11 protein-coding genes are annotated in these 12,384 nt (G+C 63.3%); 1 reads left to right on the top strand and 10 read right to left on the bottom strand.

Going from position 1 to position 12,384, the window contains the following annotated elements:
- The 10 genes from ABR948_RS22030 to ABR948_RS21985 all read right to left on the bottom strand — a co-directional run.
- A partial coding sequence (locus tag ABR948_RS22030; RefSeq protein ID WP_428122019.1) for an ABC transporter substrate-binding protein occupies nt 1-775 on the bottom strand: 775 nt, incomplete at its 3' end.
- Between the two features lie 31 nt (nt 776-806).
- The gene (locus tag ABR948_RS22025; RefSeq protein ID WP_428122016.1) at nt 807-1,919 is read right to left on the bottom strand and encodes an ABC transporter ATP-binding protein; all 1,113 of its coding nucleotides are present in this window, start codon (nt 1,917-1,919) and stop codon (nt 807-809) included.
- Entirely contained in the window at nt 1,916-2,905 is a 990-nt protein-coding gene (locus tag ABR948_RS22020; RefSeq protein ID WP_428122013.1) for an ABC transporter ATP-binding protein, read from the bottom strand. Before ABR948_RS22020 ends, ABR948_RS22025 begins: the two co-directional genes overlap by 4 nt.
- The gene (locus ABR948_RS22015; RefSeq protein WP_428122010.1) at nt 2,902-3,624 is read right to left on the bottom strand and encodes a DUF1028 domain-containing protein; all 723 of its coding nucleotides are present in this window, start codon (nt 3,622-3,624) and stop codon (nt 2,902-2,904) included. The genes ABR948_RS22020 and ABR948_RS22015 overlap by 4 nt, the downstream gene beginning before the upstream one ends.
- Before the next feature lie 15 nt (nt 3,625-3,639).
- Nucleotides 3,640-5,442, bottom strand: a complete 1,803-nt coding sequence (locus ABR948_RS22010; protein ID WP_428122008.1) for a gamma-glutamyltransferase family protein — start codon at nt 5,440-5,442, stop codon at nt 3,640-3,642.
- A 103-nt stretch (nt 5,443-5,545) separates the two neighbouring features.
- Complete coding sequence (locus ABR948_RS22005; RefSeq protein ID WP_428122006.1) at nt 5,546-6,547, bottom strand: ABC transporter ATP-binding protein; 1,002 nt, start codon at nt 6,545-6,547, stop codon at nt 5,546-5,548.
- Nucleotides 6,544-7,530, bottom strand: a complete 987-nt coding sequence (locus ABR948_RS22000) for an ABC transporter ATP-binding protein (protein ID WP_428122003.1) — start codon at nt 7,528-7,530, stop codon at nt 6,544-6,546. Before ABR948_RS22000 ends, ABR948_RS22005 begins: the two co-directional genes overlap by 4 nt.
- A 49-nt stretch (nt 7,531-7,579) precedes the next feature.
- Complete coding sequence (locus ABR948_RS21995) at nt 7,580-8,554, bottom strand: ABC transporter permease (RefSeq protein WP_428122001.1); 975 nt, start codon at nt 8,552-8,554, stop codon at nt 7,580-7,582.
- Nucleotides 8,555-8,586: 32 nt separating this feature from the next.
- The gene (locus tag ABR948_RS21990; protein ID WP_428121999.1) at nt 8,587-9,567 is read right to left on the bottom strand and encodes an ABC transporter permease; all 981 of its coding nucleotides are present in this window, start codon (nt 9,565-9,567) and stop codon (nt 8,587-8,589) included.
- 113 nt (nt 9,568-9,680) lie between these two features.
- The gene (locus ABR948_RS21985; protein WP_428121997.1) at nt 9,681-11,276 is read right to left on the bottom strand and encodes an ABC transporter substrate-binding protein; all 1,596 of its coding nucleotides are present in this window, start codon (nt 11,274-11,276) and stop codon (nt 9,681-9,683) included.
- Nucleotides 11,277-11,461: 185 nt separating this feature from the next.
- Here ABR948_RS21985 and ABR948_RS21980 point away from each other — a divergent pair.
- Nucleotides 11,462-12,384, top strand: a 923-nt coding sequence (locus ABR948_RS21980) for an NAD(P)/FAD-dependent oxidoreductase (RefSeq protein WP_428121994.1), incomplete at its 3' end; no start/stop codon positions are given.

Here is a 12,384-nt window from a genome sequence, read left to right as displayed (position 1 = left end):
CGGTCGACAGCACCAGCCTGGGATCGGCGCGCACGTCGTTGATATCGGTCGCCAGCACCCGCTCGATCAGGTCGAGCCCGCCGGATTTGAGATTGGCGAGCCGTACGGTAGCGTCGACGATGGGCAGGAACACCACGCGGTCGATGAAGACGTTATCCTTGTTCCAGTAATCGGCAAATCGCTCGAACACCATGCGGTCCTGCTGCACCCGTTCGACGAATTTGTAGGGCCCGGCGCACACCGGATGCAGTCCGAATTTGTCACCCGCTTCCTTCACCGCCTTGGGCGAGACCATCATGCCGGCGCGATCGGTGAGCTGGGCGATCAGCGGCGAATACGGTGTCTTCAATACCAGTCTGATGGTGAGGGGATCGACGACCTCGACATGGTCGAGCGCGGCCAGTTCCGGTTTGCGAAACGAGGTCGGCAGCGTGAGATGGCGTTCCAGCGAGAATTTCGCGGCCTCCGCGTCGAGCGGTTCGCCGTCGTGGAATTTGACGCCCGGCCGCAGCTTGATCGTCATCTCCTTGCCGTCGGCGGACGTCTCATGGGACAGCGCCAACTGCGGCACGATGTTGAGCTTGTCGTCGATATCGAACAGCTTGTCGCAAAACGCCGAAAACACGATGCGTCCGACATAGGTACGCCCGAGCGAGGGATCGAGCATGTCCGGATCCTCGGCAAGGCCGATGCGCAGCGTGGTCTCGGCGTGCACGCCTGTTGCGAGCGAGAGCAACGCCGCCGCCGCAAGTGCTGTCAGGCGCAAGATTTTCATGACAAGACTTTCATTGGACTGTTCCCCATTTTCAAACGTCGGCCGAAGGTATGGCCTTGACTATATCAACCCCGGCGGAAGCCGGTACTTCCGTAACTCCGCTGAAGGCCGCGACCAATCGCTCCAGGGTCGACGACACGGCAGTGTCGGTTGCGACGAGTGCATCAGGCGGCGGCAGTTCCGTCGTGCGGTGACAGGCGGTGGCGTGTCCAGCCGGATCCGCGAGCAATGGCGGCGGCTCGATGCGGCAGCGGTCGATCACATAAGGACAGCGCGTATGAAAGCGGCAGCCTGACGGCGGATTAAGCGCACTCGGCATCTCCCCCTGCAGCAGAATGCGGCTGCGCTTTGCCTGTGGATTGGGCAACGGGATCGCAGATAGCAGCGCGCGGCTGTAGGGATGGCGCGGCCGGGCGAACAGCGCCTGTGCGTCGGCGGTCTCGACGATACCACCGAGATTCATCACCGCGACCCGGTCGGCAATGTGCTTCACAACCGCCAGATCATGCGAGACGAAGACATAGGCGAGGCCAAGCCGGTCCTGCAGGTCGCGCAGCAGGTTCAGGATTTGCGAACGGATCGAAACATCCAGCGCCGATACCGGCTCGTCGCAGATGATGAGTTTCGGTTCGACCGCGAGCGCCCGCGCAATCGCGATGCGCTGGCGCTGGCCGCCGGAAAATTCGTGCGGGTAGCGGCGGGCAAAGCGCGGCTCCAGCCCGACCAGCCGCAGCAATTCCTCGACCCGTTCGCGCCGGCGCGCCGGCGGCACCAGGTCATGCAACGCCAGTGGCTCGGTCAGGATCTGGCTGACGGTCATGCGCGGGTTCAATGACGCATAAGGATCCTGAAAGATGATCTGCGCATCGCGGCGGAAGGCGCGCAGTTGGTTGGTGTTCAATGCGAGCAGATCGCGGCCCTCGAAATGGACGCTGCCGGCGTCGGGTTCGATCAGGCGCAATACCAGCCGGCTCACGGTGGATTTGCCGCAGCCGGATTCGCCGACCAGCGCCAGCGTCTCGCCAGCGTCGACGTGAAAGCTGACGCCGTCGACCGCTTTGATGAACGCGGTCGGCCGCCCGAACAGCGAACGCTCCGCGACGAAATGTTTGATCAGATTTTTGACTTCGAGCAGCGCGGTCACGACACCAGCCTTTCCAGCGGCGCCTTGATGCAGCGCGACCAGTGACCGGGGCTCAGGTTTACCAGCGCCGGATGCGTAGCGACGCAGGATTGATCGCCGAACGGACAGCGCGCGGCGAAGCGGCAGCCGGGCGGCGGGTTCGCCATGTTGGGCACCATGCCCTCGATGGTGGCCAGATGCGAGCTGCGGCGGTCGAGCCGCGGGATCGAGCCGAGCAGGCCCACCGTGTAGGGATGCTGGGGACGCGCGAACAATTCATCGACGGTGGCGCGCTCGACAATCTCGCCGGCATACATCACCGCGACCTCGTCGCAGACCTCGGCGACCACGCCGAGATCGTGGGTGATCAGGATGATGGCGGCACCGCTCGCCGCCTTCAGCTCGCGCATCAGATCGAGGATCTGGGCCTGCAAGGTGACGTCGAGCGCGGTGGTGGGCTCGTCGGCGATCAGCAGCATCGGATCGCAGGTCAGTGCCATCGCGATCATGACGCGCTGGCGCATGCCGCCCGAAAGTTTGTGCGGATATTCGTCGATACGCCGCTCCGGCGAGGGAATGTGGACGCGCCGCAACAGTTCGATCGCGCGCTCACGCGCGCTGCGCCGCGATCCGCCGCGATGCCGCAGAATGGTCTCGATGATCTGGTCGCCGATGGTGAAGCTCGGGTTGAGCGAGGTCATCGGCTCCTGGAAGATCATCGCCAGTCGGTTGCCGCGCAAATCGCGCAGGGTCTGGTCGGGCACATCGAGCAGATCGAAGCCATCGAAATGAATCGAACCCGTAACTTCAGAGGATTGTTTCGACAGCAGGCCCATGATGGCGAGCGAGGTCACGCTCTTGCCGCAGCCGGATTCGCCGACCAGGCCGAGCGTGGCGCCCCTGGCCACGCTGAGATCGACGCGGTCGACCGCATGGGTGGTGCGACCGTCATCGCCATGGAAGGTGATTTGCAGGTCCCGGATTTCGATCAGCGGGACGTCGGTCATTTCCGGCCCGCCGTCGCCGCTTCGATGCTCGCGTCTATTCCTGCGTCGATGATCTCGCGATCGGTAATGCCGGCCGGATGGCTGCGGGTCGGCAGATATTTGCGGAAATGCACCCAGCGTTCGCGGCTCACTTGTTCGAGGCGTTCGAGTTCGGCGAGCGGATCGGGGTGATCGTCGACGCGCAGATCGAGCGCCGACCATTCCTCGTCGCCATGGATCAGAAGCGCCGCCGATTGCCTGCCGCGCTTGTCGCCACCGGCGGCCTCGCCGGCGCGCATCGCGGTGATCAGGCGCTGCGCGAAGGGCAGATTTGCACCGGCGATGTAGGCGTTCGCGGTATCGTCCAGCACCCGACCCGCGGCCAGCATGTTGCCGGCGATCGAGAAGCCGTCGCCCTTGATATGCCCGCACCAGTCGACGCACTGGTTACCGGTAAAGGCGGCGACCCGGCCGCCGGCATCCATGACATGCACTTGCCGGCTTTGGTGTCCGGCATCCGCTGCAATCAGGGTTTCGACGATGTCGCATGGCGTGCGTCCCGCGCGCAGCAGTTTCAGGCCGTCGATGCCGTAATAGGGATTGACCAGCGCCTGCGTCGCGATGCCGCCGACGCCGGCGGCGACATAGGGCACCCGCGCGCCCACCGCGAAAAACCGCGTCGCGACCGCGATACCGATTTCACCGGTAGCAGCGTCGCGGGCGATGATCGACCAGGTCATTTGAATTCTCGGCCGTTATCTTCCAGCCGCGTAGCCCTGCATGCCGCGGGGATTGGCGGCGGCGCGCCGGCGGCGGCCGATTTTGGAAGCGGCAGTCAAGCGGCCTTCCGACCAGTCGGGGCCGATCTCGACGATATGGCCGCGGCTTTTCAGCGTATCGACGGTCGCCTTCGGCACGCGGTTCTCGACCACGAGCACGCCGGGACGCGCGGTGCGCGGCCAGAACGAGATCGGAAAGTGTTCCGAATGCCATGCCGGCGCGTCGATCGCTTCCTGTAGGTTCAGCTTGGCATGGACGTGCCGCAAAAAGAATTGCGTGGTCCATTGGTCCTGCTGATCGCCGCCGGGCGAACCCCATGCCAGATACGGTTCGCCGTCGCGCAGCGCCATGGTCGGGCTCAGCGTGGTGCGCGGGCGTTTGCCCGGCGCCAGCGCTGCGGGGTGATCTTCCTCAAGCCAGAACATCTGGGCCCGGCTGCCGAGGCAGAAGCCGAGTTCCGGAATCACGGGTGACGATTGCAGCCAGCCGCCGGAGGGTGTCGCCGATATCATGTTGCCGGCCTGGTCGATGATGTCGAAATGCACGGTGTCGCCGCGCACCTCGCCGAAGCGGCCGACGGTGGGTTCGCCCGCGCCCATGGCGCCAACCGCCTCGCGGTGACCTTCCTGGCGGCGCAGTTTGACCACGGACCCAAAACCCTCGACCGAGCCGGGGAGGAAATCGAGCGAGGCCTGGTCCGAGATCAGCTTGCGGCGTTCGTCATTATAGGCGTCGGACAACAGCGTCGTGATCGGGATTTCGGTGAATTTCGGATCGCCATAGAATTTCTCGCGGTCGGCAAAGGCGAGCTTGGCGCATTCGATCTGCAGATGGATGAATTCCGGGCCGGCGGGATCGAGCCCGTCCAGTTCGAATCCTTTCAAGAGCGCAAGCTGCTGCAGCATGACCGGGCCCTGGCTCCAGACACCGGGCTTGCAGACGGTGTAGCGGCCATAGTCGTAGGTCAGCGGCGCTTCGATGGTGGGGTGCCAGCGCGCCATGTCGTCGGCGGTCAGCACGCCGCGATGCGGCGAGCCGCTGACGTCCATGATGTCCTGGGTGCGACAGAAATTGCCGATCGCTTCGGCGACGAAGCCATGCGACCAGGCCTTGCGCGCGCGTTCGATCTGCGCAACGCGGTCGGCGCCGGCGCTTTCCGCCTCGGTCAGGATGCGGGCATAGGTCTCCGACAATGTCTTGTTGGTAAAGAGCGTGCCGGGTTTTGGCACCTCATTGTTCGGCAGATAGATCGCGGCCGACGTTGTCCAGTACTTCCGAAACATCTGTTCGACGGTGGCAATCGTCGCGCAAGCGCGTTCCACCAGCGGGTAGCCGTCGCGGGCATAGGCAATGGCAGGTTCCAGGACATCGCGCAGCCGCAGCGTGCCGTAGTCGCGCAACAACAGCATCCAGGATTCGAACGTGCCGGGAACGCAGGCGGCCAAGAGGCCGGTTCCGGGCACCATCTCCAGGCCTTCGCTGCGGTAATGCGCGATGGTGGCGCCCTGGGGGGCCGGGCCCTGGCCGCAAATCACCTCGGTGCGGCCGCGCTTGATATCGTGCACGATGACAGGCACGTCGCCGCCGGGGCCGTTCAAATGCGGTTCCACGACCTGCAGCGTGAACGCCGTGGCAACCCCGGCGTCGAACGCATTGCCGCCCTTTTCCAGGATGCCCATCCCGACCGCGGTGGCGATCCAGTGGGTAGAGGTCACGACCCCGAACGTGCCTTCGATTTCAGGCCTGGTGGTGAACGGGTCGGGATTGATGTTGCTCATGGGAATCCAGTGTTGTTTAGGGGCCTTACGGGCGGCGCACTTGACCACAGCCGAGGCGGCCTGCCAACCGGCCCGCTGCGATGCACCGCTCCCATCCTTGTGATCATACGGGCGCGGTGGCGTCAGCGGGATTGTTGACCGCGTGGCAGGCGACGCCGTCAATCAGCGCCGGCGCCTGACGGCGGCAGAGATCGAACACCAGCGGGCATCGCGGGTTGAAGGCGCAGCCGGGCGGCGGGTCGATCGGATTGGGGATTTCACCCTTGACGGGAATTCTTTGGCGGCCGGACATCGCCAGATCCGGCACCGCGCCCAGCAGCATTTTCGTATAGGGCATGCGTGGATGGCTGAACAGTTCGCGCCCTTCCGCGATCTCGACGATGCGGCCGAGATACATCACGCCGATGCGTTTGGCCATATGCCGGACCACCGCGAGGTTGTGGCTGATGAAGAGGTAGGTGAGGCCGAATTTGTCCTGCAGGTCGCGCATCAGATTGAGGATCTGCGCCTGCACCGAAACATCGAGCGCCGAGGTCGGCTCGTCGCACACGATGAATTCGGCTTGCGACGCCAGCGCGCGCGCGATCGCGATCCGTTGCCGCTGTCCGCCGGAAAACTCATGCGGATATTTCCAGCCGTCGTCGGGATGCAGGCCGACCAGACTGAGCAATTCGCCGACCCGCGCCTGAATATGGCGCTCGCCCTGGATCAGATCGAACGCGCGGATCGGTTCGGCAATAATGGCATCGACCCGAAGCCGCGGGTTGAGGCTGGCATAAGGGTCCTGGAAGATCATCTGGATACGGCGGCGCAGTTGCTGGCGGGCCTGCGACTGGCTGGCGTCGCTCATCGAAACCCCGTCGATGATGACTTCACCCGAACTTGGCGGCAGCAATCCGACCACCATGCGGGCGACGGTGGTTTTGCCGGAGCCGGATTCGCCGACCAGCGCGAAGGTCTCGCCCTTGGCGATGTCGAAGGTGACGCCGTCGACCGCTTTCAGGAATTCCAGATGGCCGCCTTCGAGCATCCGGTTGAGCCAGGGTTTCGAGACGTCGAACACGCGGCGCAGATTTTTGGCCTCGACAAAGGGCGCTGCTGTCATGCCGCGCTCTCTTTGACGGCGGTGTCATAGAGATGGCAGGCCACAGATTGCGCGCCATGCCGGATCGGCTCCGGCCGCTCGGTCCGGCAGCGATCGAACGCGAACGCGCAGCGCGGGTTGAACGAACAGCCCGGCGGGATCGCAGAGAGCCGCGGCATCGAACCGGGAATCTGGACCAGCCGCTCGGCGTCGCTGGCGAGCGTCGGGATCGCGCCCATCAAGCCCTTGGCGTACGGATGCAGCGGGTTCTGCACCACATCCCTGACCGGGCCGATCTCGGCGATCCGGCCGGAATACATCACCGCGACGCGGTCGCAGGTTTCGGCGATCACGCCCATGTCGTGAGTCACCAGCATCACGGCGGTGCCATGATCGCGCCCGAGGCGTTTGATCAGTGCGATGATCTGCGCCTGCACCGACACGTCGAGCGCGGTGGTGGGCTCGTCGGCGATGATCAGTTCGGGTTCGGCGCAAATCGCCAGCGCGATCACGACGCGCTGACGCATACCGCCGGAAAATTCATGCGGATAGGCGTCGATGCGTTTGTCCGGCGCGGGAATGCCGACTTCGGCCAACAGATCGATGGCGCGCCTGCGCGCGGTCTGTTCGGAAAGATTGGTGTGGGTCCGGATGGTCTCGACCAGCTGATCGCCGATCCGGTACAGCGGGTTCAGGCTGGTCAGCGGATCCTGAAAGATCATCCCGATCCGTTTTCCCCGGATCCGGCGCAATTGTTCCGGCGGCAGATTGTCGATCCGCAGGCCGGACAGATAGATCTCGCCGCCGCAAAGGCGGCCGGGCGGATCGATCAGGCCGATCACCGCAAGGCCGGTGACGGATTTTCCGGCGCCGGATTCGCCGACCACGCCCAGTACCTCGCCCTTGGCGATGTCGAAGGAAATGCCGTCGATCGCGCGCAGCACGCTGTGGCGGGTGACGAATTCCACCCCGAGATTGCGTACCGAAAGCACAGGCTCGATCATGCGGTCCGAACTCCCGGAGTTGCAGCAAGTCTTATCGTTGCAACAAGTCTCATCGAAGCTTCGGATTGAGCGCGTCGCGCAGCCAGTCGCCGAGCAGGTTGATGGAGAGGATCAAGGCCGCCAGCGCAAAGCCCGGGAAGGCGACGATCCACCATTCGCCGGAAAACAGATAATTGTTGCCGATCCGGATCAGCGTGCCGAGCGATGGCATGGTGTCGGGCATGCCGGCTCCGAGAAACGACAACGTCGCCTCGGTGATGACGGCGAGCGCGAGATTGATGGTCGCGATCACCAGGATCGGCCCCATCGTATTCGGCAGCACGTGCCGCAGCATGATCACGGGGGCCGGAAGGCCGATCAGCTGCGCCGCGGCGACATAATCCTTGTTCTTCTCTACCATCACCGAGCCGCGCACGGTGCGCGCATATTGCACCCAGAAACTCAATCCGATCGCAAACACCAGCACCGCCAGCGTGCTCATGGCGTCGAGGCGATTGCCGAACACCGACTTGACGACGCCGTTGACCAATAGCGCGATCAAGATGGCAGGAAAGGTCAACTGCACATCGGCAATACGCATGATCAGGCTGTCGATCGCGCCCCCGAAATAGCCGGCGACCAGTCCAAGGATAATGCCGAGCGCGCCGGAGAACAGCACGCCGAGCACGCCCACGGTCAGCGAAATGCGCAAACCGTAGAGAATGGCGGAAAAGACATCGCGGCCCTGCTCGTCGGTGCCGAGCAGGAACGGGCTTTGGCCCTCCGCCATCCATAGCGGTTCGATCCGCGAATTCATCAGTTGAAGCTGGGCCGGATCGAACGGGTTCTGCACGGCCAGAAGCGGTGCGGCGATCGCGAGCAGAAAAAACAGCAGCGTCACGGCGGCCGCAACCATGGTCAGCCTTGAGCGGCGGAACGAATAGAACATGTCGCTCGCCAGCGCGCGCCGAAGCCAGTCGCCGCGCAGCCAACGCGCATCCGGTGCGTTCGAACTGGCTTTGCTGGGGACGGCGGCGTCGGACATGCAGATATCTATCTCCAAATATCTATTTCGCGTCAGGCCGGACGGTCGATGGTCGAGCGCAGGCGCGGATCGACCACGGTGTAGAGAATATCGACGATCAGGTTGATGGTGACGAAGATCAGCGACACCATCAGCAGGTAGGCTGCCATGATCGGGATATCGACGTTTTGCACCGCCTGCACAAACAGCAATCCCATTCCCGGCCACTGGAAAACGGTCTCGGTAATGATCGCGAATGCAATAACCGAGCCAAATTGCAATCCGGCGACGGTGATGACGGGCACCAGCGTATTCTTCAGCGCATGCCCGAAATGGATCGCGCGCGTGGTCAGTCCGCGCGCCCGCGCGAACCGGATATAGTCGGTGCGCAGCACCTCGAGCATCTCGGCCCGCACCAGCCGCATGATCAGCGTCATCTGGAACAGGCCGAGCGTGATCGAGGGCATGATCAGCGCCTTGAGCCCGGAGACCGTCAGCAGGCCCGTCGTCCACCAGCCGATCCGCACCACGTCGCCGCGGCCGAACGACGGCAGCCAGCCCAGCACCACCGCGAACAGATAGATCAGGAGAATACCGATCAGAAAGGTCGGCAGCGAGATTCCGATCAGCGATACCGCCTGGAATATCTTCGCCAGCAGCGTGTCGCGCTTCAGCGCCGAATAGACCCCCATCAGGATGCCGAACACCATCGCCAGAATCGTGGCGCAGGTGGCAAGTTCCAGCGTGGCCGGCATTCGCTCCATCAAGAGGTTCGCGACCGGCTGTCGAAACTGGTACGAGACCCCGAACTTGAACCGCATCGCATCGCCGAAATATCGAGCGAACTGCACCGGCACGGGATCATCGAGGCCCAGCGATTTGCGGATTTCGGCGCGCTCGGCGGCCGACGTGTCGAGCGAGACGATCTGGTTGACCGGATCGCCCGCGAAGCGGAACATCGAAAACGAGATGATCCCGACCGCAATCATGACGCCAATGGCCTGGATCGCCCGGCGAAGTGTGAAAGCGAGCATGTGATCCCTTCACGTCTGGATTCCAGGCCGGCAACAACCGGCCTGGATGGCGAACCCCGGAACGAAAAGTCCCGGGAGCGGGAAGCCACCGGGACCACGAATACTGAAGCTGGCTATTCCTGTTTGGTCGCCCAATAGAGCAGGACCTGATTATCGGCGCGCTGCGTCAGCTTCACCTTCTTCGATACGCCCCATGCCAGGGCCTGCTGATGCAACGGAATATAGGCGTAATCCTTGTTGGCGATCTCGAACGCTTCCTTGATCAGCAAATCGCGTTTGGCCGGATCGGTCTCCAGCAGCACCCGGTCGGAGACTTCATCCATCTTCTTGTTGCAGTAGCCGCCGAGATTGGTTTCGCCGCGTGGAGATGCCGGATCGTCGCGGCAGCCCATGATGTCGTAGAGAACGTTCTGGGAATCGAGCGTGCTCGGTGTCCAGCCCAGCATGTAGAAGGATGTCTGGAAGCCGCCTGGCTTCAATATCTTGGCGAAATACTGCGCCTTCGGTTGCGCCAGGAGCTCGATCTTGACGCCGATGCGGGCCAACATGCCCACCACCGCCTGGCAGATCGCGGCATCGTTGACGTAGCGGTCATTGGGGCAATCCATCGTGACTTCGAAGCCATCGGGATAGCCGGCTTCCACCAGCAGTTTCCTGGCGCCGTCGGGATCGAATTTCGGGCGGGTGAAGTCGCCCGAAAGCTTGAAAAGCTGCGGCGCGACCATCAGCGCCGACGGCGTCGACAGGCCGCGCATCACGCGCGTCTTGATCAGCTCGATGTCGATGGCCTTGTAGAAGGCCTCGCGGACCCGGATGTCCTTGAACGGATTCTTGCCCTTGACGTTCGAAAACAGCAATTCGTCGCGGGACTGGTCCATGCCGAGGAAGATCGTGCGCAATTCCGGTCCGGTCAGCACCGTCGCATTCGCGCTCGAATTGACCCGCGCTATATCCTGGATCGGAACCGGCTCGATGACGTCGACTTCACCGGACAGCAAGGCGGCGACGCGCGTGGCGGATGAGGCGATCGGCGTGAAGATAATTTCCTTGAGATTGTGCTCGGGCTTGCCCCACCAGTTCGGGTTGACCTTGAACACGGTCTTGACGCCGGGCTGATGGCTCTCGACGATGAAGGGTCCGGTGCCGTTGGCGTTGAGCGAGGAAAAACTCGGCGAGGTCGCCGAGGCCGAGGTCGGCGCCACGGTGTTGTTCGCCTCCGCCCATTTCCTGTCCATGATGTACCAGGTATCCCATTGCGACGTCAGAATGGGATTCGGCGAAGTCAGGATGAAATCCACGGTGTAGTCGTCGATCTTGACGACCTTGGTATCCGGAGAAATGCGGGTGGTCAGGTTCGAACCCTTGGCGCGAACGCGGTCTGCCGAGAAAATCACGTCGTCGGCGGTGAAGGGATCGCCGTTCTGGAACTTGACGCCCTTGCGCAAATGGAATCGCCAGCGGGTGGGCTCCGGGGTTTCCCAGCTTTCCGCCAGCGCCGGAATGATCTTCAAATCCTTGTCGCGCTCGACCAGGCCTTCATAGACATGTCCGAGATGCGCGTGGGTGGTGGTTTCGTTGAGCGTATAGGGATCGAGCGATTTGAGGTCGCCCTGGTTGGCGTAGCGCAGGGTCTGGGCCGATGCCGGTATCATGGCAAAAGCGACGATGGAAACGGTGGTCGCAGCAAACAAGGCTTGACGTACCGGCATGTGTTGACGCTCTCCGCGGTGGCACGCTGTGCAGTTTTGCAATATCGACAGTCGTCGCCGATCCATGTTGCCAGAGTTTGGCTGCCGCGCAAGCGTGATTTCCCGGTTTGCGCGACGCTGCAGCAATTACTAGCTTCACGGCAGACGGCGGCAGCAGCCGCGCAACATTGAACGGGGAGTGCCGAATGGCGGAATTAAAGGCCGATGTTCTTGTCCTGGGTGCAGGCATGGTTGGCGTCAGCGCCGCCTTGCATCTGCAGCAGCGGGGACGGGATGTCATCCTGGTCGACAGGAACGAACTCGCCGGCGAAGAGACCAGCTTTGGCAACGCCGGACTGATCGAAGCCGCCTCGGTTTTTCCGCTGATGTTTCCCCGGGATTTCGGCCAGATCCTTCGATATGCGATGAACCGCTCACCACAAGTGCGCTACAGTTTCTCCGATTTGCCGACCTCGCTGCCGTGGCTGCTGCGCTATTTCCTCGCCTCCTCGCCGGATCGCGCGCTGCACAGCGCGTTGGCCGAATTGCCATTGATCCAGCGCAGCCTTGTCGAGCATGAGGCGCTGATCGCGGAGGCCGCGGTTCCGGAACTGCTGCGGCGGACCGGCTGGATCAAGCTGTTCCGTTCCGACGCGACGCTGGCCAGCGCGGTGCGCGATTTCGAACGCGCCAGGCCCTATGGCGTCGACGGCGAGGTTCTCGACAGCAAGGCGATCGCGGCGCGCGAGCCCAATCTGACCGGCGAGTTCGCCGGCGCGGTGTATTTTCCGGCACCGGGATTCGTTCCCGATCCCGGCGCATTGGCCAAGGCCTATGCGGCGCTTTTCAAGCGCAAGGGCGGACGCTTTGTGGTGGGCGATGCGCGAACGCTGGAACAAGCCGGCGGCCGATGGCGCGTCGGCGGACCGGAGGGCGGGGCGAGCGCGCGCGAAGTGGTGGTAGCCTTGGGACCATGGTCCGATCTGGTGTTTCGTCCGCTCGGCTATTCCATTCCGCTCGGTATCAAGCGCGGTTACCACCTGCATCTGGCGCCGCGCGGCAACGCCGTGCTCAATCACCCCGTTCTCGATTCGGATCTCGGCTATCTGCTGGCACCGATGAACCGGGG

Source organism: Bradyrhizobium sp., from assembly GCF_050014615.1.
In the GTDB taxonomy this organism is placed as follows: domain Bacteria; phylum Pseudomonadota; class Alphaproteobacteria; order Rhizobiales; family Xanthobacteraceae; genus Bradyrhizobium.
Note: the sequence above shows the minus strand (reverse complement) of the source record. Positions and strands in the feature narration are given on the sequence as shown.